The organism is Pseudideonella sakaiensis, from assembly GCF_048320135.1.
GTDB lineage: Bacteria > Pseudomonadota > Gammaproteobacteria > Burkholderiales > Burkholderiaceae_C > Ideonella_A > Ideonella_A sakaiensis_A.
On record NZ_CP182947.1, the window covers coordinates 1,932,842 to 1,957,445 of the forward strand.

Consider the following 24,604-nt stretch of genomic DNA (forward strand, 5'->3'; position numbering starts at 1 on the left):
CATCTGGTGCATGCGGAAGCGGGAAGCCGACGCCGGAATCCTTATCATCAAGAACTGTGCCGGTGCGATGCTGCAGCGGGCTTCCGATCCAATCGAGGGAATTCAGGCGATGGGGAAACACCGGGTGGTCACGCAGTTCGGCATGGGGACATCGATCCGCAGCCGCAACTACACCGAAGCGGCGGCGCGCGCGATCCGTGACGCGTTGTGGCACAACGCGCTGAATGTCGCCGATGCCTTCGGCTTCCCGAAGGAGGCAATGATCATCGACGTCGAGGTCGGCGTGCAGCAGCCCGAGGCGGTCGACCGGGAAGTGCTGCTGAAGGTTTTTCCTTATGGCCAGCCAACGGTCAAGGTCGTCAAGGGCGGGCTCGACATCCCGACACCGGACGGCAGCGGGCTCAGCGTGGTCGCCAATGCCGCGGTGATGGTGGCCTTCGAGATGGAGCGCAGCCATGGCTGAACGGCGACCGCAGGAGAAACGCATCATCCTCGAGATGGGCAGCGGCAACGACCTGTATGGCGGCGACTACACGAAGGCGGCGATCCGCGCGGTGCACGATGCGCTGCACCATTCGTCGATCGGCCTGTTCCAGTCGCTCGGCTACGACCACCGCGAGATGCGGGTGCAGGTGACGATCGGCGTGCAGCAGCCCGACCAGGTCGATACCGCGGCGGTCGCCGCCGAACTGCCGCGTGGCCGCGCCGAAGTCAAGGCGGTATTCGGCGGGCTCGACGTCGTCGACACCGCGCAACAGACGACGCATGTGATCGCGACGGCCGCGGTCGAGGCCTTCTTGCCGATCGACGCGGCGGATTGGCGGCTCGGCAGCAGCTAGAGTCCATCGCGTGGCGGCTTGAGCCAGGTCAAGCGTTTTTTTGCCGACCCTGCGGCACACTGGCCGCCAACCTCGCTTCGATGCCGGCCGTGCGCGGCTGCCAATCTGGTCATGATGGAAATACGCAGACTGCGGGTCGGCCAGCCGGTCACCCCCGAAGAATTCGAATGGCTCGACGACGAGCAGCTGGCGCGGATCGTGCCAAAGGCCTATCGCGAGTTTTTCCCCGGCAAGGATTTCTGCGCCGACGGCAGCTTCTACCTGCACGACGGCACCGCCTGGAGCTTCTTCAAGGCCGGCTTCGTCGACGAGTGAACGTGGACAATCGCGCAGCGCCGGGCAAGCCGCCCGTGCAGCAGCATGTCCCAGCCTGGAGATCTTGATGAAAGTTGCTTTGGTCGGCTCGCGCTATTTCGCGGCCACCGTGTTCGAAGCCCTGCGCAACGAAGAAGGCCTGCAGTTCAGCAGCATCGTCGCGCCCGCCGATGACGACCGGCTGGCGCTGGCGGCGCGCGCCGCCGGCCTGGAAGTCCATGTGCTGGCCAATCCGAAGATCGTGCCGGCCGAGGCGATCGCCGAAGGCACCGATCTGATCATCGCCGCGCACACCCACGCGCGCGTCAGCAACGAGGCGCTGGCCCGCTCGCGGCTTGGCGGCGTCGGTTACCACCCGTCGCTGCTGCCGCGGCACCGCGGCATCGCTGCGGTCGAATGGACCATCCTCGAAGGCGACCCGATCGCCGGCGGTTCGGTCTACCACCTGGCCGACGGCTGGGATGCCGGCGCGATCGCCGCGCAGGACTGGTGTTTTGTCGCCAAGGGCGAATCGGCGCGTGAATTGTGGGAGCGCGAACTGGCGCCGATGGGATTGCGGCTGCTGACGCAGGTGGTGCGCGATGCCGCCCGCGACGGCCGGTTGCGCGCCGATACGCAGGACCCGCGTTTCGCGACGCGCGCGCCGATGACGCGCAAGCCGGTGCTGCAGACCGACCCGCAGATCGCGGCCAATGTGTCGCTGGTCGTCACGGTGATGGGCCAGGACCGCCCCGGCATCGTCCGCCTGATTTCCGACAAGGCGCAGCGCTTCGGCGCCAACTGGACCGACAGCCGGATGGCGCGTATGGCCGGTGAATTTGCCGGCATGGTGCATTTCGAGGTGCCGCGCGAGCAGGCCGATGCGCTGTCGGCCGCGCTGCGCGGCCTCGAGTCATCCGGGCTGCGGGTCGCGATCGCGCAAAGCGAATTCGACCGGCTGCACGGCGGCGCACGCGGCGTCTCGTTCGAGCTGGTCGGCGACGACAAGCCCGGCATCATTGCCAACCTGACGCGGATGCTGGCCGAGCGCAACATCAGCATCGAACACCTGCACACCGAACTGATCGGCAGCGATGCCGGCACGCAGCAGCGCTTCAAGGTCGTCGCACACCTGCGGCTGCCGCCGCAGATCACGCGCGAGGCGCTGCGCGCCGACCTCGCGGTGCTGGCCGCCGACATGCTGGTCGACATCGCGCTCGACGAGGAGCCGGAGCCGGTTCGCCAGGCCGCCTGAGCGGCGCAGACGCGGCCGGCGCGCAATGCGCCGACCGCGCTTCGTGACAAATTGCCGCTTCCGCACGCCAACAGCGCCGCCGGCACTCAAGCAGCTAGACCCTGCGCCGATAGCCGCGAACGGGGGATCGCATGCTCGTTGTGCGCATCCCGATGTCGGAGCATCGGTGGACACCTATTCGATCAAGGCCCGCGCGGGCGGCAGCATCTTCTGGAACCGGCTTCACGGCGCGGCTGGAAGCCGCACGCCGGTTGTCGCCGGCGCGGCGGAAGCAGCCCGGAGCGCGACGGCTGCGCGTGATCTGCTGCTTTCTTCATATGCTGATATCGGCCGGTCGATGCGTTTGTTGAGCGCCGAGCAGACACCCGAATTTGCCCGCACCCTCGTCTCGACCGATCCGACACCGGCCGCACTGACCGGCCAGGCCGCTCGCCTGCAACCGGTGGTCAGCAGCCATGCGGTATTGCAGGCCAGCCAGGCGATCAATACGCGGCTGTCGACGGTGCAGCGGTCGACATTCGACCTCGGTCTCGATCTGTCGACCTCTGCCCCGTCACGCCTGCGATCGTCGGCCGATCTCGGCCTCGACCTCGCCTCTCCGCAGGCGCCGTCGCGGTTGCGCTCGGCCGCAGCGCTCGGCCTCGACACCACCCGGCCCGAATCGGCATCGCGCCTGCTGTCGTCGCACGAACTGGCGCTCGACGTCGATTCCGCAGAAGCCGCGTCGCGCCTGTCGTCGACCGCACTCGGCCTCGACGTGACGTCGCCGCAGGCGGCCTCGCAGCTGCGCTCCGATGCGGCGCTGGGCCTCGATGTTGCCTCCACGCAGCGCGCGTCGACGATCACGTCGACCGCCGAAATCAATACCGCAGCAACGTCCTATGGCTCACGGCAGCTCAGCTTCAGCGGCAGCGGCGCGGCATCGACCAGCAGCGCCAGCCTGAGCGGGCTGTATACCGGCAACAATGCGGCGGCCGACGCCAGTGCGCTGTCGGTGGTGCTGCGCCGCGATGTCGCGGCGATGAACAGCGTCACGCCCGGCCTCGTCAAGTTCGACGTCGTCAACCAGCACGGCGCGACGCTGTTTGCCTTCGACGGCCTGCTGCGCGCCGGCGAACAGGTCTTTCTGGGCAACGACATCGGGCTGACGCTGACGTTTTCGGCCGGATCGCTGACGGCGTCGCACAGCGCGACAACGACGGTCTCGAAAACGCCGACCGACGTCAACCCGAATGCCACCTTCAACCATGCCGATCCGAACCAGCGGCCGCGCTTCGACAACAACGCCCAGGTCAGCGCCGGCTCGTTCAAGGTCAACGGCAGCAGCATCGCGGTGTTTGCGAACGACTCGATCAACAGCGTGCTGGCGCGCATCAATTCGACCGTCCCGGGCATCAGCGCCAGCTTCGCCAATGACAAGCTGGTGCTCGGCAGCAACGGATTTTCCGAGGACGACATCGTGTTGTCCGGCGACACCTCCGGCTTCCTCGCCGCGGTCAAGCTGGCCGGTGCGACCGCGGTGCGCGGCAATGTCCGCGACGACTTGCAGGTGCTGGCAAAAACCTCGCAATTTGCAGGTGTCGCTTCCGGATCGTTCACCATCAACGGCGTCGCGATTTCGGTCGACAGGCAAACCGACACGCTCGATGCGATCGCCGCGCGCATCGGCAACGCCGGCGCAGGCGTCACTGCGCGCTACGACGCTGCGCTCGACCGGCTGGTACTCAGCGGCACGACGAACAGCGCCGAGCTGATCGAGGTCGGCAACGACAGCAGCGGTTTCCTGTCGGCCGCCCGCCTGCAGACCAGCAATACCGTTCGCGGCCACCGCGCCGAGGACGATGTGGCGCTCGGCAAGCTGTCGCGGTTCGCGACGGTCGACGACGGCTCGTTCGTCATCGACGGCCAGACGATCGCGGTCAGCCGCAGCGACACGATCCGCGCGATCGTCGCGCGGATCAACGACTCCGGCGCACGCGTGCACGCCGCTTTCAACGCGCAGACGAATCGCCTCGACCTGACGACACTCGAGAATACGGAAGACCAGATCGCGATCGGTGGCGACAACTCGGGTTTTCTGGCGGCTGCCGGCATCAACAGCGCAAATACCGTGCGCGGCAATCTGCGCGACGACCGCCAACTGCTCGCAAAAACCAGCCAGTTTGCCGGCGTCGCATCCGGTTCGTTCCGAATCAATGGCGTCGCCATCAGCGTCGACCGCGAGGCCGATTCGCTCGAGTCCGTGCTTGCCCGCATCAATGCCGCCGGCGCCGGCGTCAGCGCCGCCTACGACGATGCGCTCGACAAGCTGGTGCTGACCGCCGCCGGCAACGGCGCCGATCCGATCGAGGTCGACGGCGACGACAGCGGCTTCCTCGCCGCCGCCGGGCTGCAGACCGAGCAGACGATCCGCGGCCACCGCGCCGAGGACCAGGTTGCGCTCGCGAAACTGGCGCAGTTCGCAACCGTCGCCAACGGCTCGTTCCTCGTCGACGGGCGGGCCATCGCGGTCGACATCGCGGCCGATACCGTGGCGTCGCTGATCGGCCGGATCAATGCCTCCGGCGCGCGGGTCGCCGCCAGCTACGACGCGCAGGCCGACCGGATCAGCTTGCAGACGCTGGACCCCAGCGACGACCTGCTGGCGATCGGCAGCGACAGTTCGGGTTTTCTTGCCGCGGCGCAGCTAGATGCGGTCAATACCGAGACCGGCGACATCCGCGACGATCTGCAGCGCTTGTCGCGAACGGCGGCATTTGGCGCGGTGACGAACGGCTCGTTCGACATCAATGGTCGGTCGATCGACATCGACGTCGAGCGGGATTCGCTGGTGGCGATCATCGACCGGATCAACAGCGCCGGTGCGGGCGTGACTGCCCGTTTCGACGCGTTGGCAGGCCGCGTCGAACTCGTCAGCCATGCGCCGGGCGATCAACTGATCGTCGTCGACAACGACTCAAGCGGATTCCTCGCTGCGGCCTCGCTCGCGTCCGACAACACGTTGCGCGGCCAGTTGCCTGACGACCAGCAGCTGTTGTCGCGCACCTCGGCATTCGCCGGCGTCAACAGCGGCAGCTTCGGCATCAACGGTGTCGGCATTGCGGTCGACGCCGACCGGGACACCCTGCAAGACCTCATTGAACGCATCCACGCCGCCGGCGCAGGTGTCGACGCCGCCTACGACGCCAGCAGCGGCAGGCTGGTGATCACGCCGCAGGTCGACGGCACGCCACTGGTGATCGATGCCGACAGCAGCGGTTTCCTCGCCGCAGCCGGCATCGCGACCGGCGCATTCCACACCCGCTTCAATCCCGATGCGGCCTTCGATGCCCGTGGCTCCGCTTCGCCATATTTCGATGATGGGCTGGAGGTGCGCGACGGCTCGTTCAGCGTCAATGGCGTCGAGATTGCGGTGGCCGCCGACGATACGGTGCGCCGCGTGTTGGCCCGCATCAGCGGCTCGGCGGCCGGCGTGACCGCGAGTCTCGACGAGGCATCCGGCACGGTGAAGCTGGCCCGCAGCGACGGATCGACCGCGGTCATCGAACTCGGCGACGATGCCTCGGGTTTTCTTGCGGCCGTCAAGCTCGATGCCAGCGCGCTGCACCAGACCGGCTCGGGCACGCAGGCCGCAGCAGATGCCGCACTCGGCCGGATCGGTGAATATGCCGCTGTCCGCGCCGGCCGCATCACGCTGAATGGCCAGGCCATCGAGGTCGACCCGCGATCGACGACGCTGCGCGGGCTGGTCACGGCGTTCGACGGCATCGATGGCATCCGCGCCAGCCTAGACGACGCGAACGGACGGATCAGCCTCGCGGCGCGCCGGCTCGGCGATTCGATCGACATATCCGACACCTCGGGCGTGCTGAGCGCGCTCGGGATTGCCACCGGCAAGCACAGCGGCAGCCCCGGCGCGGCGCGGCTGGTCGAGACACTGGTGCGCAAGACGACGGCGTCGAATGCCGGCGAGGTCGGCGACCGCATCGCGCGGGCGGTGGCCGACATCAACCGCGCGCTGCCCGAAGTGGCGAGCGGCCGCGTCGACGCGGTGCTGCGGTCGGCACTGGCGATCTTCGCCGACGCCGGAATCGATGCAATCACGCTGGACCGCAGCGCCAACCTGTCGCGCCTGCAGCTCGACCGCGACGAACTGGCCGCGGCACTCGGCCGGCTTGCCGTCGGCCCGTCGCGCCCGGGCGCGGCGGCCGCCGACGCGCTCGGCCGGCTCGGCGGGCCACTCGAGGCGGCGGTGGCACCGGCGGCAGCGGCGCCTGCAACCTCCACTGTCGAACGCCCGCAGGTTCGTCAACGGCTGAAAGAGGTTTTCAGGCCCGGCCCGGTCAACCAGACCTGGATGCTCGAACTCGTCCGGTCGGCCGCGCTGCCGATGGCATCACCGGCCGCGTCGAAGCAGGCCGCCGACAGCTATGCCAGCGTGGCCGGCGCATCGAAGCCGACGATGAACCGCCAGCGAGCCGGCTTCGGCATCGGGCAGTCGGCTGTGCCGGCCCCGCCCGGAGCAGCTTCCTACGCGGCAAGGCCCGGACCGCTGGCCGATGGCGGAGTGGCGCGCGCTGCGGCGCAGGCAGGACGCCTGTAAGGCTGCCGGCTCAGCGCCAACCCACCGGCAAGGCCTGCCGACCGGCATACACCGCGGCCGCGCCGAGCTCGGCCTCGATGCGCAGCGCCTCGTTCCATTTCGCCATCCGTTCCGAGCGGGCGAACGAGCCGACCTTCAGCTGGCCGGCATTCCAGCCGATTGCAAGATGGACGATCGCGACGTCTTCGGTTTCACCGGAGCGCGCCGACACCACCATGCCCCAGCCGGCTTCGCGTGCGGCGAGCATCGCGGCGCGGGTTTCGCTGACGGTGCCGGCCTGGTTCGGCTTCAGCAGCACCGCATTGCAGCAGCCGGCAGACGCCGCGTTGCGCACCAGCGCGGCATTGGTGACGAGGTAGTCGTCGCCGATCACCTGGATGCGATCGCCGAACGCCTCAGTGAAGGCGCGCATGCCGGCATCGTCGTCCTCGGCAACCGGGTCCTCGACCGACAGGATCGGATAACGGTCGATCCAGCCGCGCAACACCTCGAGCCATTCGCCGCTGTCGTAGCTGCGCTGCTCGAGGCCGAGCACATAGCGGCCGTCGCGCCTGAATTCGGACGCCGCGATGTCGAGCGAGATCGCGACCTCGTCATGGCGGTAGCCGGCCGCATCGATCGCGCGCGTCAGCATCTCGAGCGCATCTTCGTTCGATGCGAAATCGGGCCACCAGCCGCCCTCGTCGGCAACACCGGCGCGCCGCCCGGCCTTCGCCATCAACTCGCCGGCATGGCGGTAGACCTCGGCCGTCATCACCATCGCCTCGTCGAAGCTGGCCGCGCCGATCGGCATGATCAGGAAATCCTGGATATCGACGCGGCGACCGGCATGCGCACCGCCGCCGAAGATCTGGATTTCCGGCAGTGGCAGCCGCACCGGCGAATCGCCGGCCAGATGGCGCCACAGCGGCAGGCCGGCGCTGGCCGCCGCGGCATGCAGCACCGCCAGCGAGGTCGCGATCGTTGCATTGCCGCCGAGCGCCGATTTGGTCGGCGTGCCGTCGAGCGCGACCAGTGCGTCGTCGACCGCCTGCTGGTCCATCGCATCGAGGCCGAGGATGCGAGCGGCGATCGGCCCGTTGACATGGGCCAGTGCCTGCGCAACCCCGAAACCGCCGAGCGCATTGCCGCCATCGCGCAGGTCGACCGCCTCGCGGCTGCCGCGCGAGGCACCGGCCGGTGCGATGCCGCGGCCGCGTGCGCCATCGGCCAGAACGACGTCGACCTCGACGGTCGGACGGCCGCGTGAATCCCAGATGCGGCGGGCTGTCAGCTGACGGATCGATGTGTTCATGCGGTTGTTTTCCAGTGTTCGATGAGATCGGACAGCGACGTCACCGGTGCCAGCAGCAGCGGCACCGCGGCCCGGCGAACCCGCTCCCGGTAGGTATCCGTCGTGATGTATTCGACCGGCGACTTGCCGTCGATGCGGGCCAGCAGCAGGCCGCCGATCAACGCAGCGCAGCGCCGTTCGAAGCCTGCGGTGGCTTCCCAGCCGACAGCCGGCAGGTAGGCATCGCGCATTGCCTCGATGCAGCGCAGGTAGGCTTCCGTTGCAGACGGGCGGAATACCGACTTCAGCAACAGGTGGTTGATGCAGAACGCGAGGTCGAATGCCGGATCGCCATACCAGGCGCATTCGGCATCGAGCAGCACCGGCCCGCGCGGCCCGAGCAGGATGTTTTTCGGGCTGACGTCGCCATGCACCAGCGCCAGCCGGGTGCCAGCGGTGCTCTCGACCAGCCGGTGCAAGGCGTCGGCGCATTGCGGATGGCGGGCCGCCGCCGCATTGAAATACGGGTCGAGCCGAAGCGCGAAGAAATCGGCATCGGTGGCGAAGGTGCGGGCGCAGTCGGCATCGCCGGCGGTTGCGGCATGGATCGCCGCCAGCAGGCCGCCGACCGCCGCAGCCATCGGTGGTTCGGCCTGGCCGGCCAGCAATCGGGTCTTCCACAAGGGATGGTCGGACGGGTCGAGAAAAGCCATCGCGAAGGCGTTGCCATCGGCGTCGTCGCCAAGCAGGCGCGGTACCGCATCGGGAACGATGCGGCTGGCGACCCGCATCCAGGCCACTTCGGCGCGATTGCGCTCGACCGGCGCCTGCCACAGCGCAGCAACCTTCAACTGCGGCAGGGCCCGCTTCAGGCACAAGGGCCCGGCCGCCGTGTCGACGCGAACGATCAGCGACGAAACACCGCCGGCAAGCGGCGTGAGCGGCGGCTGTTCGCCGGGCCGCAGCAGGCCCATGCGTTCGAGCGCGGCATGGACCGCGCGGCGTTCTTCGGGTTGCAGCTCGCTCATCGACGCATTGTCGCCAACAAAAGGAAGTCGGATAGCGCGCTGCTACCGGCACAAGCTGTTCGAAGCGCCGCCGATCCAGCTAGGGGTTGCCCGCAGCCACCGATGATCACAGACTGGACCTCCAATCGAGCGACGGAGCATCCGATGGCCATCACCCAGCACCATATCCAGGCAACCCATGACCTGCTGATTGCCTATGCCTACAACGAACTGGCCGGCAACCTGAGCGCGAAGGCCCAGCTCGAAACCGTCTGCCTGGACCTCGCGACCTATTGCCTAGACGGCAAGTGGGATGCCCTCGATGCCAATTACCGGGCCGCCTGGGCCGGCGAGATCATGCGGCGGATCGAGCGCATCGTGCCGGATGCGCAGACCGTGATGCATCAGGGCAAGAAGCGCACGGTCACGCAGGGCAAGGTGCTCGACGCGATCGCCGACGGCTCGGCTCAGGTATTGCGCCTGATGTTCAGCCAGTTCACGATCAACCGGCATTTCCAGGGCCAGTACGAAGGGCAGCCCGACTGGTTGTCGGGCAAGGAAATCATCGACGTCGCGAAGACGCTGCGGCAAAGCCCCGGCAAGAGCAACGATCTGCGGATCCGTGCGCATTACCACGGCGGGCAGTGGGTGGCGTTGAACAACCGCGGCTTCGCGCTGCATTGCCTGGCCAACGTGGTGCCGCAGCGCATCGTCTTCGACACCGCACTGAGCAGCGACGAGCAGGAGCGGCTGGGTCGCAATATCGCTGATTTCAATCTCAACCTGCGCGATTCGATTCCCGCAACGCGCCGCCGCAAGCAGGACTGGGAAGCGACCATCCCCACCAGCGTCACCGCTGTGCCGGAAACGCGCAACAGCAACCAGGTCGTCTACACCATCAAGGCGATCCGGATGACGCCGAATGCCGCGGCCGATCACGGCAACGAAATCGTCTACAACAGCGCGAACTGAATGCGGCTGGACTCGCGCCGCAATCAGCCCCGACACGCTGCAGGCGCGTCTCAGCGGAAGCGGGTCCGCACCACCGGGTTGCCCGGCAGCCCCTGGTAGACCACCTCGACGGCGAGCCCGGGCTTCGGCGGCAGCAGCTTGGAAAACGAGCCCAGGCTCAGCAGGTCGCCCTTCTTCAGCGCAATACCCTGTGTGGCCAGGTCCTGCGCCAGCCAGACCACCGCATTGAGCGGATGGTCGAGTACGTCGCTGCCCTTGCCGCGGTCGAGCTCGGCGCCGTCGGCGCGGACGATGACGACCATGTCGCGCAATGCATCGGCGAACGCCGTGCTGCGCTGCACCGCAATCGGCGTTCCCATCACGCCGAGGCGGGCGCCGACATTGATCGCGGCAATCGCCGCGCCGTTCAGCTTCGGCGGCGCCTGCACGACGAGGTCGGGCAGTTCGATGAACGGGATCAGCTGATCGATGTGGGCCAGCACCTGTTCGGGGGTGCGCGCACGGTTGATCGCGGCGCTGGAGACCCGCACCAGCATGTCGGCCTCGAACAGCGGCCGCGCGCCGAAGCGGGCGTCGACCACCGCACCGTCGGCCAGCAGCATCGGTGCATACAGCAGGCCCCAGACCGGCGCGCTCGCACCGAAGCGCTGCTGCACCGCCGGATTCGTCAGACCGGCCTTGTAGCCGACGACCGGCGCACCGAGCTGCTGCGCGAGGAAACGGTTCACCTTCTCGCGCGAGCATGCGCCGTCGGCAGTCGACAAACCTTCCGGATTGGCCGCCGGCGTCTTCGCCAGGTAGTTGGCGACCAGCGCGGCCGCATCGAGGTCGCTGAGACAGGCCGCCCGCGCCGGCGCCGCAGACAGCGCGCCGCTCAGGATCGACAGGGCCAGCAGGCATTTCTGGATCGACCGCATCGCGCTTCTCCGATCGGGTGGCTCGAAACGCGAGTATCGCCGTTGACCGGCCGGGCCGGTCGCTTCGAAATGCGGGATTGACGGCACTGGCAAGCCGGTTCAATGGTGGCGTCACCAATCAGCGGAGCCTGCCATGGATTTCAAGATCTACTATGCAACCAACCGGGGACACGAAGGTGCAGACCGGTTCAGTCCCGACCGTTACGGCGAGCGCTTCTCCAGCGACGGCATGGAAAACCTGCGCTTCGGCCGCGTCACCTTCACCGCCGACGAACAACGCGTCAACGAACTGCTGAACCAGGACCGGCCGCTGACCGGCCCCGGCGACGGCGAGGCGCTGCAGGACTATTTCGCCGCCTGCGCGAAGGCGACGCAGCGCATCGAGGCCTACGAGGAGTCGATACCCGACCCGCGGCTCAGCGACACCGCTCAGCCGACCCGGCTCGGCTCGAAGGCGATGTTTGCCGACCTGCAGCAGGACATGTGCGTCGGCCGCGACATGCTGGTGCTGATCCACGGCTACAACGTCGATTGGGAGGAGGCCGTCGGTACCGCCGCGGCGCTCGAGGCCACCCTGAACCGGCCGGATCCGGCGCCGAGTGGCTCGTCCGACCACAGCGTCGCGCCGACCCAGCCGGTGCGGGTGGTGTTGTTCACCTGGCCGTCGAATGGCCAGGCGCTGCCATTCGTCAGCTACAAGAGCGACCGCAGCGATGCCGCCGCCTCCGCCGGTGCGGTCGGCCGCGGCCTGCTGAAGGTGCGCGACTTTCTGCACGAGCTCGGGCGCGAACTGCGCAAGAGCAATGTCGAGGCGGCGGCGCTGCGCGTGCAGCTCGAGTCACAGGGCGTGCGGCCGAGCGAGGTGCATCGCGCGATCGCGCAGCTCGAGGCCATGCGCATCTGTGGCCAGAATATCCACCTGCTGGCGCACTCGATGGGCAACTACGTGCTGCAGCATGCACTGGCAAGGGTCTGCGAATTCACGCCCGGCGATACGATGCCGCGGCTGTTCGACCGCGTGTTTTTATGTGCCGCCGATGTCGACGACGACGTGCTCGAGCCCGGCAAACCGATGGAGCCGGTGCACCAGATCGCCAATCTGGTCGCGATCTATCACAACCCGAACGACAACGCCCTGCGCGTGTCCGACTACACCAAAGGCAATCCGGACCGGCTCGGCCACCGCGGCGCGGCACGTCCGCAGTCGCTGCACCACAAGATGATGCAGGTCGACTGCAATGCGCTGGTCACCGGCTGGACCCAGCACAGCTATTACACGAATGGCCGCATCGCGCGCGACATCAGGTTGTCGCTGCAAGGCATCGCGCCCGACGATCCGGCGCGGCGTCTGACACGGGTCGCCGGCAGCGCGGCGAATGCCTGGCGCTTCTGAAGCAACAGGCCGGCCGGCCCGGCGCGTTTGACAAGGCCCGTGATCGGCTGCACATTGGCCTGCAGTCGGTGCCGCATCAAACAGACTGACCGGCCGTTGCCCTTCGTCGCCAACGGGCTCAGGCACCGAGCGGCCACGAACCGGGAACGGCAACGCGCATGAGCCAGAACGGGGAAGGCGGGCGCGGCCAGGCGACGCCGCACGGTCCGCTGCTGTCGACCACACACATCGTGATGGGCCGGCGCCGGCCGGCGGGGCGCATCGCCACGCTGCTGGCGCTGATCGGGCTCGCGTGGTCGGTGTTCCAGCTGTGGGTCGCATCTCCGCTGCCCGAAATGCTCGGTCTGTTCATGACCGAGGCAAGGCTGCGCTCGCTGCACCTGGCGTTCGCGGTGCTGCTCGCCTTTCTGGCCCATCCGGCACGCTTGCGCGGGCCGGTTGAAAAGATCCCGCACCACGACCTGCTGCTGGCGCTGCTGGCGGCCGGCAGCGCCGGCTATCTGGCGCTGTTCTATGTTTCGGTCAGTGCCCACACCGGCGCACCGACGCTGCTCGAGGTCAGCGTCGCCAGTCTCGGCCTGGTGTTGCTGCTCGAGGCGACCCGGCGGGTGCTCGGTCCGGCGATGGTTGCGCTGGCGCTGCTGCTGCTCGGCTATATCTTTTTTGGTCCGCACATGCCGGAACTGATCGCCCACAAGGGCGCGTCGATCACGAAGGCGATGAACCACCTGTGGTTGAGCACTGAGGGCGTATTCGGCATTGCGCTGGGCATCTCGGCCGGATTGATCTTCCTGTTCGTGCTGTTCGGCGCGCTGCTCGAGACCGCCGGCGCGGGCAGCTATTTCATCCGCAGCGCGGTCGCATTGATCGGCCACCGCCGCGGTGGGCCGGCGAAGGCGGCGGTGCTCGCATCGGCGGCGACCGGGCTGATTTCCGGCTCGTCGATCACCAATGTCGTGACGACCGGGCCACTGACGATTCCGCTGATCAAGCGGGTCGGTTATCCGCCCGAGAAGGCGGCGGCGATCGAGGCGACCGCATCGGTCAACGGACAGATGATGCCGCCGGTGATGGGCGCTGCCGCCTTCCTGATGGTCGAATATGTCGGCGTACCCTACATCCAGGTGCTCAAGCATGCGCTGATCTCGGCGCTGGTCTCCTACCTCGGGCTGCTCTACATCGTGCACCTGGAGGCGGTGAAGGCCGATCTGCATGGCCTGCCGCGGCGCAATCCGCCGCGCTGGCAGCAGGCCATCGGCAATGCCGCATTCGCCGGCGTCGTCGTCGCATCGGTCGTTGCGCTGGTCGCCTTCGTCGGTGCGGTGCTGCACATGCTGATGCCGCGGCTGTCCTTTGTCGTCGTCGCTGCGCTGCTGCTGATTGCCTACCTGGTGCTGCTGCGCATCAGCGCGCCGCATGCGGCAGAGATCGGCGCAGCGGCCGACAAACCCTTGACCAGCCTGCCGCCAGCCGGGCCGACATTGCGCAGCGGCCTGCACTTCCTGCTGCCGGTTGGTGCCCTGGTGTGGAACCTGGTGATCGAGCAGATGGCGCCGACCCGCGCCGCCTTCTGGGCGATCGTGCTGCTCGCGATCATCGTATTGACGCAGCGCCCGCTGCTGTTGTGGTTTCGCGGCGAGCCGGGCATCGCCGCCGCGGCACGGCGCGGCGCGCAGGACCTGCTCGACGGGCTGACCGCCGGTGCACGCAACATGGTGACGGTCGCGATTGCGACCGCAACCGCCGGCATCATCGTCGGCACCGTCACGCTGACCGGCATCGGGCTGGTGATGACCGACCTGGTGACCGCGCTGTCGGGCGGCAACATCGTACTGATGCTGGCGCTGGTCGCGATGATCTGCCTGGTGCTCGGCATGGGCCTGCCGACAACCGCCAACTACATTGTCGTCTCGACGCTGATGGCGCCGGTGATCGTCACGATCGGTGCGCAAAACGGCCTGCCGGTGCCATTGATCGCGGCGCACCTGTTCGTCTTCTACTTCGGTCTGATGTCCGACATCACGCCACCGGTCGGGCTGGCGTCATACGCAGCAGCCAGCATTGCGCTGGCCAATCCGATCCGAAGCTGCATCGTCGCATTCCGCTATTCGATGCGAATGGCGCTGCTGCCGTTCATGTTCGTCTTCAATCCGCAGCTGCTGCTGATCGGCGTCAGCGGCTTTGCGCAGACGCTGCTTACGCTGGCCAGCGCGACGCTTGCGGGATTTGCCTTCATCTCGGTCAACCAGGCCTGGCTGATCGTGCGCAGCACCACCGTCGAACGGCTGGTGATGCTGCTGGCGGTGTTGATGCTGTTCCATCCGGGCCTGTTCATGGACAGGCTGGTCACGCCCTACCGGCAACTGCGCGGCGCTGCCGCGGAAACCGCGATCGCCAATGCGCCGCGGCAGGCGCAGATGCGCATCTTCTTCAGCGGCACCAGCATCGAAGGCGATGTGTTCGAGCGCGTCGTGCTGCTGCCGCTCGGCGAGCGAGCCGCCGATGCGCGGCGCCGCCTCGCGGCTGCCGGCGTCGAGAGCCGACGCAGCGCCGAGGGTTTCAGCGTCGTCGGTGTCGGCTTCGGCAGCACCGCGGCACGGCTCGGCATCGCGCCCGGCCAGCTCATCACCGCAGTCGAGGTCGACGAACAACGTGTCGCCCGGCAGTGGATGTTCGTGCCGGCACTCGCGTTGCTTGCATGGGTCGTGCGGCGGCAGCGACAGAGGAGCCGCACGGCGCATCCCGCCGTCACCGGGCAGGATGCGCCGACCTGACGCAGGCGACCGCTCAGTCGTGGTACTTCGCGTAGCTCAGATCGAAGCGATCGGCATTCATCACCTTGGTCCATGCGGCGACGAAATCCTTGACGAACTTCTGCTCGCCGCCCTTTTGCGCATAGACCTCGCCGACCGCGCGCAGTTCGGAGTTGGAGCCGAAGACCAGATCGGCCCGCGTCGCGCGCCAGGTTTCCTTGCCGTCCTTGCGGTCGGTGGCCGTGTATTCCTGGTCGTCCGAGCCGTCGACCGCCTTCCAGACATTTGTCATGTCGTACAGGTTGACGAAGAAGTCGTTGGTCAGCTGGCCGGAGCGCTTCGTGAAGTGGCCGTGGCCGCGCTCGCCGTGGTTGGCGCCCAGCACGCGCAGGCCGCCGACCAGCACGATCATCTCGGGCAAAGACAGGCCGAGCAGGCTCGCCTTGTCGAACATCATCTCCTCGACCTTCAGCGCCAGCTTCTTCTTGCCAACGTAGTTGCGGAAGGCGTCCGCCTCGGGCTCCATCACGGCGAAGCTCTCGACGTCGGTCTGCTCTTGCGTTGCATCGCCGCGGCCGCCGGTAAATGGCACGTCGCACGCTGCGCCGGCGTCGCGAATCGCCTTCTCGAGGCCGACCACGCCGCCGAGCACGATCGCATCGGCCAGGCTCATCGAGCCGCGCAAGCCGTTCAGCGTATCGATCACCTTGGCGAGCACAGCCGGCTCGTTGACGTCCCAGTCCTTTTGCGGAGCGAGCGCGACGCGGGCGCCGTTGGCGCCGCCGCGGAAATCCGACTTGCGGTAGGTCGATGCCGACGCCCATGCGGTCTTCACCAGCTGGCTGACGGTCAGGCCGCTGTCGGCGATCTTCTTCTTGACCGCCGCGACCTCGCTGTCCGATGGCTGCTTGCCGGCCGGAATCGGGTCCTGCCAGATCAGGTCTTCGTTTGGCACTTCCGGGCCGAGGTAGCGCACCTTCGGCCCCATGTCGCGATGCGTCAGCTTGAACCAGGCCCGCGCGAATGCGTCCTTGAATGCCGCATGGTCGTTGCGGAACTTCTCCGAGATCTTGCGATAGGCAGGGTCGCGCTTGAGCTGCATGTCGGCGGTCGTCATGATCGTCGGCACCTTGATCGACGGATCCCAGGCCGCCGGGGCCATGTCCTCCGGCTTCGGGTTGATCGGCGTCCACTGGTGCGCGCCGGCCGGGCTTTTCGTCAGCTCGTAGTCGTAGTCGAGCAGCAGCCGGAAGTAGTTCTCGGTCCACTTGTCGGGCGTGTTGGTCCACGCGCCCTCGATGCCGCTCGTCACGGTGTGCTCGCCGATGCCGCCATGCTCCAGCGTCGAGACCCAGCCGAATCCTTGCGCGGCGAGGTCCGCACCCGCCGGCGCCGTGCCGAGCGATGATGGGTCGCCGTTGCCGTGGCATTTGCCGAAGGTGTGGCCGCCGGCGGTCAGCGCAACGGTTTCCTCGTCGTCCATCGCCATCCGCTTGAAGGTTTCCCTCATGTCGCGCGCCATGCCGGCATCGTCATTCGGATTGCCCCCCGGGCCTTCCGGATTGACGTAGATCAGGCCCATCTGGATCGCGGCGAGCGGACCCTCGATCTCGTGCAGGCCATGTTCCGGCGCGATCCGCGTCTGCACGCCCTGATTCACCCACTTGTCTTCCGAGCCCCAGTAGATGTCGCGCTCCGGCTCGAAAACGTCGGCGCGGCCGCCGCCGAAGCCGAACACCGGGCCGCCCATGCTCTCGATCGCGACGTTGCCGGCGAGGATGAACAGATCCGCCCAGCTGACCTGCTGGCCATATTTCTGCTTGATCGGCCACAGCAGGCGCCGCGCCTTGTCGAGGTTGCCGTTGTCGGGCCAGCTGTCGAGCGGCGCGAAACGCTGCTGCCCGCTGTTGGCGCCGCCGCGACCGTCGGCGGTGCGGTAGGTGCCCGCCGCGTGCCAGGCCATGCGAATGAAGAACGGACCGTAGTGCCCGTAGTCGGCCGGCCACCACGGCTGGCTGTCGGTCATCAATGCCGTCAGGTCGGCTTTCAGCGCCTGGTAGTCGAGCTGCTTGAAAGCCGCCGCATAGTCGAAATCCGCGCCGAGCGGATTGCTGATGCCATTCGGAGTCAGGATCTCGGTGGCCAGCATCTCCGGCCACCAGTCCTTGTTGGTCCGGCCCAGCAGCGCCCTGGGTTTGTCGTGGCCCATCGGGCAACCGCCGCCGAGTGTTCCGGTCTTCGCATCCATCGGTTTATCTCCTACGTTTTCCATGACAGAACGCTAGCTTGACGCCAAGTGGCGAATGCCGCAAATCTGGAATCTTCATGCCGATCATTGGCGCTGCCTATCCACCCCGCACCGCGGGCAGGGCCTTGCTTCCCGCTCGGAACTTCGACCGACGGGAGGATTTTTTCCGCATGCGGCTCGGCCAGTCAGAGCGGCCGGTCCGGCGTCGTCTGCACCTCGGCCGGCGGGAAATCCTCGAGCGGGCCGAGCGCCTTGCGGTCGCGGTGGAACAGCGGCTGGCTCGCCATCTGCGCGGCGAGCAGCCGCGCCAGCGACATCAGCGAATCCTCGTGCGTGCGTTCCCAGCCGTGCGACGCGTCGCAGGCAAAACACAGCAGCGCGGTGCGGATGTCGTTGCCGGCTTCCAGCGCCGATGCGGCGTCGCTGCGGTAGTAGCGGTAGACGTCGCGCGCATGTTCGATGTTGTGCTCGCGGCAGAGGTCGAGCAGATGCCGCGTCAGGTGCCAGTCGAACGGCCCGGCGCTGTCCATCATCGCGACGGTGACGCCGAAGTCGCTCGAATTCTGGCCCTCGGCATTGGTCGCGTTGTCGACCGAAATCATCTCGGCGACATCGTTGCCGTGCAGGATGTGCGACGCGCCGACACCAACCTCTTCGGAGATCGTGAACAGCAGCAGCACATCGAGCGGCAGCTTCGTGCCCTTGCGCTTGATCGATTCGGCAGCGGCGAGCAGCGATGCGACGCCTGCCTTGTCGTCGAGGTAACGCGAGGTGATGTAGCCGTTCGGCCCGAATTCAGTGCCGGGGTCGACGGCGATGGTGTCGCCGACACGCACGCCGAGCCGCATCAGGTCCGCCACGCTCGCGCAGCGTTCGTCGAGCCGCAGCTCGACCTGCTTCCAGTCGACCGGCTGGGTATCGATCTCCTTGTTGAAGGTATGGCCCGACGCCTTCAGTGGCAGGCCGGTGCCGCGGTAGTTGCCGTTGTCGCTGTAGACGGTCATCCGCGCGCCTTCGGCAAACCGGCTCGACCAGAAGCCGATCGGCACGATCTCGAGCCGGCCATTCGGCTTCAGCGCCTTGACCATCGCGCCGAGCGTATCGATGTGCGCGGCAATCGCGCGTTTCGGGCTGTCGGCTTCACCCGGCAGCGAGGCACGGATCGCGCCGCGCCGGGTCAGCTTGTACTCGATGCCGATCTCGTCGAGGATCTCGCAGACCAGCCGCACGACGGCGTCGGTCATGCCCGACGGGCTCGGTGTCTCGAGCAGGCGTTTCAGCGTCTTCAGCAGAAATTCCTTGTCGATCATCCTTTCCTTTCTTTCGAGTTGGCTGCGCGGCAGGTCTGTGGGAACAGCAGATCGACGAATCGTTCCACCGTCGGCTGCGGCTGGTGATTGGCCAGGCCCGGCCGTTCATTGGCCTCGATCACCGCATAGTCGGCGCCGTCGACCGCAGGCACCATCAGGTCGAGGCCGACGACGGGCATGTCGAGCAGCCGGGAGGCCTTTTCGGCAATGCTGCGCAGGTGCGGATGCAGTTCGGCGGTGACGTCGTGGATCGTGCCGCCGGTGTGCAGGTTCGCGGTCTTGCGCACCGTCAGCGTCTTGCCTTCGGGCAGCACGCTGTCGTAGTCGAAACCGGCCGCATCGATGCAGCGGGCGGTCTCGTCGTCGATCGGGATCGTGCTTTCGCCATGGGTCGCCGCGGCGCGGCGCCGGCTCTGCCGTTCGATCAGCGTCTTCAGAGCGGTCTTGCCGTCGCCGACGACCTGCGCCGGCCGGCGGGTTGCCGCGGCAACGACCTCATGGTCGATCACGACGATGCGCAGATCCTCGCCGGCGGCGAGTTCCTCGATGATGACGTCGTCGCAATACCGCTTCGCGACCTCGATCGCTGCGCGCACCGCTTCCTCGCCGCGCACGTCGACGGTGATGCCATGGCCCTGCTCGCCACGCGCCGGCTTCACGACGACCCGCGGATGCCGCTCGAGAAAGCTGCGCAGCGCCTCGTCGTCGCCGACGGTCATCTGCTCCGGCGTGTGCACACCGCCGGCCTCGAGCACGCGGCGCGTCACGCGCTTGTCGTCGCAGCGGCTCATCGCGACCGCCGTCGTCAGCTCGGACAGCGATTCACGGCAGATGATCTGGCGGCCGCCGAACGACAGCCGGAAATAGCCGTATTCGGCATCGATCACTTCGGCGAGGATGCCGCGGCGGCGCGCCTCGTCGACGATGATCTGCGCATAGACATTGAGTTTTTCTTCCAGGCTCGGGCCGACATACAGCTTCTCGTTGATCGGATTGCGGTTTTTCACGCAATACACCGGCACCCGCTCGAAACCCATCTTCTGGTACAGATTGATCGCCTCGACGTTGTCGTGCATCACCGACAGGTCGAGGTAGCGGCGGCCGCGGTCGCGGAAACGTTTGGCCAGCTCGGTCGCCAGCGCATAACCGATGCCATGACGCAGGCATTGCGCATCGACCGCAAGCGACCACAGGCTGCTGCCGCCTTCGGCATCGCCGCAGGCCTTGACATGGTCGACACCGGTGACGACGCCGACGACGTTGTCGCTTTCAGCCTCCTGCGCGACCAGCAGCACCAGCCGCTCGTCGCTCGCGCCGCGCTCGAGAAAACCGGGCGCGACCGGCACCATGTTGCGCGACTGCAGGATGCGGTTGATCGCCTCCTCGTCGTCGGGCTGCGCGGTGCGGACGAACCAGTCGATGTGCTGCTGGTCGGCCAAGGTCGCACGCTGCAGCGGCAGCCGGAAGGTATGCGACGGGTCGAGGAACAGCCGCTGCGGCGAGCGGGCGACGATCACATGCGGGTCGCGCACATAGATCGCGACATCGCGCTGCTGCTCCGACTCGTCCTCCAGCGCCTTCACCAGTTGCTCCGGATTCGTGAAGGTCTGGCCGAGCAGCAGCCGGCCCCAGCCGCAGTCGACGATCACCGGGCCGGCGCCGGCTTCGTGCGCCTGCCAGTGGCGCAAGGTCGGCATCAATCGGGGATCGAGCGGATTCTGGTCGGCGCTGGAATCGGATTGGTCGGCCATCAAAACGTCCTCAAATTCCATGCCGCTGCAACCACAGTTCGAGCAAGGCAACCTGCCACAGCTTCGATCCACGCAGCGGCGTCAGGTGTTCGGCCGGCTCGGCGAGCAGGCGGTCGACTTCGGCGCGGTTGAAGATGCCGCGTTCGCGTGCGGCCTGGTTGCCCATCGTCTGGCGGATCATCTCGAGCACCGGCCCGTCGATGTACTTCAGGATCGGCACCGGGAAATAGCCTTTCGGCCGATCGACCACCTCGCGCGGCAGCAGGCGGCGCGCGATCCGCTTCAGCACGCCCTTGCCCTCCTCGGCCAGCTTGTCGTCGGCCGGCAGCCGGCCGGCGAGTTCGACCAGCTCGTGGTCGAGAAACGGCACCCGCGCCTCGAGCCCCCAGGCCATCGTCATGCTGTCGACGCGCTTGACCGGGTCGTCGACCAGCATCACCGTGGTGTCGATGTGCAGCGCCTTCTCGACCGGCGAGCTGCGCGCCAGGCCGTCGAAGTGGCGTTGCAGCAGCTCCTGGCTGGCGTCGCCGGACAACATGCCCGGCGCCAGCATCTGCGCCATCTCGTCGGGCGTGCGGTCGAAAAACGCCGCGCGGTAGGCAGCGACCGCATCGGCCGGATTCGCCTGCGCGAGTTTCGGATACCAGTGGTAGCCGGCAAACACCTCGTCGGCGCCCTGCCCACTCTGCACGACCTTGGTCTTTTTCGCGACCTCGCGCGACAGCAGGTAGAACGCGACGTTGTCGTAGCTGACCATCGGCTCGTGCATCGCCGCGATCGTGCCGGGCAGCGCATCCATCAACTCGGCGGTCGGGATGTGGATCTGGTGGTGGTCGGTGTCGTAGCGTTTTGCGACCAGATCGGAATAGCGGAATTCGTCACCGGCCTCGCCGCCGGCCGCATCGAAGCCGATCGAAAACGTCTGCAGGTGCTGCTGGCCGGCCTCGGCAAGCAGCCCGACGATCAGGCTCGAGTCGACGCCGCCGGACAGCAGCACGCCGACCGGCACGTCGGCAACCATGCGCCGCTCGACGGCGACACGCAGCGCCTGCTCGACCATCGCCTCGCGCTCGGCTGCCGGCAGTTTCACGAGTTCGGCATCGGCGGCGACATCGAGCGTCCACCAGGTGCGGCTGGTCTGCTCGCCATCGGCGTCGATGTGGACGATCGTCGCCGGCGCCAGCTTGCGCACGCCGCGCAGGATGGTCCGCGGCGGCGGCACGACGGCGTGCCACGACATGTAGTGGTTCAGTGCATCGACGTCGATCGACGTATCGATGTCACCACCGGCCAGCAGGGCCGGCAGCGTCGACGCGAAGCGCAACCCGCCGGCCACCGGCGCGGTATACAGCGGCTTGATGCCGAAGCGGTCGCGCACCATCGTCACCCGGCCGCTGTCGCGCTCATGGATCACGAACGCGAACATGCCGTGGAAACGCTGCATGCAGTCGTCGCCCCAGGCGTGAAAGGCTTTCAGCACGACTTCGGTATCGCCGGTCGACGCGAAGCGGTAGCCGAGGCCCTCGAGTTCGCTGCGCAGCTGCTTGTAGTTGTAGATGCAGCCGTTGAAGACGATCGTCATGCCGAGGTCGCGGTCGACCATCGGCTGCTCGGCATGGTTGCTCAGGTCGATGATCTTCAGCCGGCGATGCCCGACCGCATAACGGCCCTGGTGGAACAGGCCTTGCGCATCCGGCCCGCGGGGCGCGATCACCTCCGACATCCGCTGCACGGCGCCGACATCGGCGCTGCGCTGATCGAATCGTATTTCTCCTGCAAATCCGCACATCGTTCGCGGCTGCCTTTCTGCTCGCAGAGCATGGCGGCGGCGGCAAATCGCGGCATCGCGCACGGGAGAAGGCGCCGCCGATTGATCGACGGTGCGGCAGCATCGCGCTGCCGAAGGGATCCCGTAATTGTATAGCCTCAAATATTGTCGGCCAGCTGCCCGCTGGCCGCGCCGGCCTGTCGGACAACGCCGACTCGCCCCTCCAGCAGATACAGTGCTGCCGGCGTCCGACATGCGCCGACGCCCTCCCCTTCTGCTGCCCGCGACCACCATGGACTACGCCACCCTGATCCGTTTTGCCGAACTCGCCGGCGTCTGCGTCTTCTCGATCACCGGCGCGCTGGCTGCGCAAGGCAAGCGCATGGACATCCTCGGCGTCGTCGTGCTGGCGATCGTCACCGCACTCGGCGGCGGCACGATCCGCGACATCACGCTGAATGCACACCCGATCGGCTGGGTCGTCGACAACGTCTATTTATGGACCGCGATCATCTCGGCGGTCACCGCCTTCATCGCCTGCCGCCACGTGGCCTACCCGCGGCGCACGATGCTGGTGCTCGATGCGGCCGGCCTCGCGCTGTTCGCGATCCTCGGCGCCGAGAAGGCGCAGGCAATCGGCGCCAGCCCCGGCATCGTCGTGATGATGGCCTGCATCACCGGCTGCGCCGGCGGCATGATCCGCGACCTGCTGACGCGCGAGATCCCGATGATCCTGCACCGCGACGGCGAGTTGTATGCCACCTGCGCGCTGGTCGGTGCGGTGTTCTACGTCGTCTTCTTCGGGCTGATCGACGAGCGCCTGCTGGCGGCCGCGTCGATGCTGATCATCTTCATCTGCCGGCTTGCCGCGATCTTCGGCAAGCTGCACCTGCCTGAATTCGTCGTCGCCGGCCACCGGCTGGAGTCGGCCGACGAAGCCCGCGATCGATGACGACACGCATGCCGGCCTCGCTCGACCATCTTCCGCGGAACCAATGATCGGCGGCCTGTTCTCACCACCGGGAGGGATCGTGTCGAATCCAGCACAGCAAGCCATCGGCCGCAACAGCGGCTGTCCACATGACAGGCCGGTCGGATGATGATCCTGCGCTGGCTGGCTCCGCTGTGTGCAGGTCTGGTGATCATCTGGACTCTGCTGCCCTTGCTGCGCAGCGATGCCTGGTATGTGCGGATCTTCGAATTTCCGCGCGTGCAGATCGCGATCATCGGTGCGGTCACGCTGTTCTGCTACCTCGCCTTTCTCGGTCTGCGTGGTCCGCTCGACTGGTTGCTGGTCGCCGGGCTGGCCGCCAGCATGGTGTTCCAGCTGATCCGCATCGCGCCGTATACGCCGCTGTATCAGAAACAGGTGCACACCGCCGGCGGGCCCGCCGACGACGAGACGCTGCACCTGATGGTATCGAACGTGCTGACGACCAATCGCAATGCCGACGCGCTGCTGAAACTGGTCCGCGAGCGCAAGCCCGACCTGCTGCTGACGGTCGAGACCGACCGCTGGTGGGAGGAGCGTCTCGACACGCTGGCAGCCGACTACCCGTTTTCGGTCAAGCATCCGCTCGACAACCTGTACGGCATGCACCTGTATTCGCGGCTGGAGCTGATCGACCCGGAGCTGCATTTTCTGGTCGAGGACGACAAGCCGTCGATCCAGACCCAGGTGCGGCTGCGCTCAGGCCGGGTCATCGATCTGCATTGCCTGCATCCGGCGCCGCCGAGCCCGACCGAAAATCCGACCTCCGCCGAACGCGATGGCGAATTGCTGGTGGTCGCCGAGTCGATCGACAAGCCGGCCCGCTCGGTGATCGTGATGGGCGACCTGAACGACGTCGCCTGGTCGGAGACGACCCGCCATTTCCAGAATATCAGCGGCCTGCTCGACCCACGGATCGGCCGCGGCACCTTCAATACCTTCAATGCGCGTTATCCGTTCGCGCGCTGGCCGCTCGACCATGTGTTCTGTTCACCGGACTTCAAGCTGGTCGAGATCGCCCGGCTGCCCGATATCGGTTCCGACCACTTCCCGATCGCGGCGGTGCTGCACCTCGATCCCGCCGCTGTGCGCGAACACGAGAAGCTGAAGCCCGATGCCGAAGACCGCGAGGTCGCCGAGGAAAAGATCGAGAAGGTCGATGCCGATCGGGAGGCCTTGTCGTAGTTCGTATGCCCATTGCGCCGCTGCCACCCCGTTGTCGGCGGGCGC

The 24,604-nt window shown here is 67.2% G+C and carries 17 protein-coding genes; 10 read left to right on the top strand and 7 right to left on the bottom strand.

Going from position 1 to position 24,604, the window contains the following annotated elements; all coding sequences use genetic code 11:
• Positions 1 to 109: 109 nt before the first annotated feature.
• The 5 genes from ACNH6H_RS08570 to ACNH6H_RS08590 all read left to right on the top strand — a co-directional run bounded on the left by ACNH6H_RS08570 (position 110) and on the right by ACNH6H_RS08590 (position 6,991).
• Entirely contained in the window at positions 110 to 463 is a 354-nt protein-coding gene (locus ACNH6H_RS08570) for a Lin0512 family protein (protein WP_418317076.1), read from the top strand.
• Positions 456 to 839 carry a Lin0512 family protein gene (locus tag ACNH6H_RS08575; RefSeq protein WP_418317077.1) on the top strand — a complete coding sequence of 128 codons (384 nt, stop codon included), beginning with the start codon at positions 456 to 458 and terminating at the stop codon, positions 837 to 839. The genes ACNH6H_RS08570 and ACNH6H_RS08575 overlap by 8 nt, the downstream gene beginning before the upstream one ends.
• A 114-nt stretch (positions 840 to 953) precedes the next feature.
• Entirely contained in the window at positions 954 to 1,154 is a 201-nt protein-coding gene (locus tag ACNH6H_RS08580) for a hypothetical protein (RefSeq protein ID WP_418317078.1), read from the top strand.
• A gap of 67 nt (positions 1,155 to 1,221) precedes the next feature.
• Positions 1,222 to 2,388: an ACT domain-containing protein gene (locus ACNH6H_RS08585; protein ID WP_418317079.1), complete on the top strand. Its 1,167-nt coding sequence runs from the start codon at positions 1,222 to 1,224 to the stop codon at positions 2,386 to 2,388.
• Between the two features lie 337 nt (positions 2,389 to 2,725).
• Positions 2,726 to 6,991, top strand: coding sequence for a beta strand repeat-containing protein (locus tag ACNH6H_RS08590; protein WP_418317080.1), 4,266 nt, complete (start codon positions 2,726 to 2,728; stop codon positions 6,989 to 6,991).
• Between the two features lie 10 nt (positions 6,992 to 7,001).
• Here the strand turns inward: ACNH6H_RS08590 and eno are convergent, their stop codons facing one another.
• Positions 7,002 to 8,285 (bottom strand): phosphopyruvate hydratase, encoded by a 1,284-nt coding sequence (eno, locus tag ACNH6H_RS08595; RefSeq protein ID WP_418317081.1) that lies wholly within the window; start codon positions 8,283 to 8,285, stop codon positions 7,002 to 7,004.
• Positions 8,282 to 9,292: a phosphotransferase family protein gene (locus ACNH6H_RS08600; RefSeq protein WP_418317082.1), complete on the bottom strand. Its 1,011-nt coding sequence runs from the start codon at positions 9,290 to 9,292 to the stop codon at positions 8,282 to 8,284. The genes eno and ACNH6H_RS08600 overlap by 4 nt, the downstream gene beginning before the upstream one ends.
• Here ACNH6H_RS08600 and ACNH6H_RS08605 point away from each other — a divergent pair.
• Positions 9,254 to 10,243, top strand: coding sequence for a hypothetical protein (locus tag ACNH6H_RS08605; RefSeq protein WP_418317083.1), 990 nt, complete (start codon positions 9,254 to 9,256; stop codon positions 10,241 to 10,243). The genes ACNH6H_RS08600 and ACNH6H_RS08605 overlap by 39 nt on opposite strands.
• A gap of 50 nt (positions 10,244 to 10,293) precedes the next feature.
• On the opposite strand, the gene ACNH6H_RS08610 is transcribed toward ACNH6H_RS08605, so the two are convergent.
• The gene (locus ACNH6H_RS08610; protein ID WP_418317084.1) at positions 10,294 to 11,160 is read right to left on the bottom strand and encodes a 2-keto-4-pentenoate hydratase; all 867 of its coding nucleotides are present in this window, start codon (positions 11,158 to 11,160) and stop codon (positions 10,294 to 10,296) included.
• Positions 11,161 to 11,293: 133 nt separating this feature from the next.
• On the opposite strand from ACNH6H_RS08610, the gene ACNH6H_RS08615 reads away from it, so the two are divergent.
• Both ACNH6H_RS08615 and ACNH6H_RS08620 read left to right on the top strand, forming a co-directional pair.
• Entirely contained in the window at positions 11,294 to 12,553 is a 1,260-nt protein-coding gene (locus ACNH6H_RS08615; protein ID WP_418317085.1) for an alpha/beta hydrolase, read from the top strand.
• Between the two features lie 158 nt (positions 12,554 to 12,711).
• Entirely contained in the window at positions 12,712 to 15,327 is a 2,616-nt protein-coding gene (locus tag ACNH6H_RS08620; protein WP_418317086.1) for a TRAP transporter fused permease subunit, read from the top strand.
• 13 nt (positions 15,328 to 15,340) lie between these two features.
• Here the strand turns inward: ACNH6H_RS08620 and katG are convergent, their stop codons facing one another.
• The 4 genes from katG to ACNH6H_RS08640 form a co-directional block, all read right to left on the bottom strand.
• Positions 15,341 to 17,554 (bottom strand): catalase/peroxidase HPI, encoded by a 2,214-nt coding sequence (gene katG / locus ACNH6H_RS08625; protein ID WP_418317087.1) that lies wholly within the window; start codon positions 17,552 to 17,554, stop codon positions 15,341 to 15,343.
• A 185-nt stretch (positions 17,555 to 17,739) separates the two neighbouring features.
• Positions 17,740 to 18,864, bottom strand: coding sequence for an osmoprotectant NAGGN system M42 family peptidase (locus ACNH6H_RS08630; RefSeq protein ID WP_418317088.1), 1,125 nt, complete (start codon positions 18,862 to 18,864; stop codon positions 17,740 to 17,742).
• A complete protein-coding gene (ngg, locus tag ACNH6H_RS08635) occupies positions 18,861 to 20,615 on the bottom strand; it encodes an N-acetylglutaminylglutamine synthetase (protein WP_418317089.1) in 1,755 nt (584 codons plus the stop codon). The genes ACNH6H_RS08630 and ngg overlap by 4 nt, the downstream gene beginning before the upstream one ends.
• Before the next feature lie 10 nt (positions 20,616 to 20,625).
• The gene (locus ACNH6H_RS08640) at positions 20,626 to 22,404 is read right to left on the bottom strand and encodes an N-acetylglutaminylglutamine amidotransferase (protein WP_418317090.1); all 1,779 of its coding nucleotides are present in this window, start codon (positions 22,402 to 22,404) and stop codon (positions 20,626 to 20,628) included.
• Between the two features lie 271 nt (positions 22,405 to 22,675).
• Here ACNH6H_RS08640 and ACNH6H_RS08645 point away from each other — a divergent pair, with 271 nt between their 5' ends.
• Positions 22,676 to 23,335, top strand: coding sequence for a trimeric intracellular cation channel family protein (locus ACNH6H_RS08645; protein ID WP_418317091.1), 660 nt, complete (start codon positions 22,676 to 22,678; stop codon positions 23,333 to 23,335).
• Positions 23,336 to 23,479: 144 nt separating this feature from the next.
• Positions 23,480 to 24,559 carry an endonuclease/exonuclease/phosphatase family protein gene (locus ACNH6H_RS08650; RefSeq protein ID WP_418317092.1) on the top strand — a complete coding sequence of 360 codons (1,080 nt, stop codon included), beginning with the start codon at positions 23,480 to 23,482 and terminating at the stop codon, positions 24,557 to 24,559.
• Positions 24,560 to 24,604 lie beyond the last annotated feature (45 nt).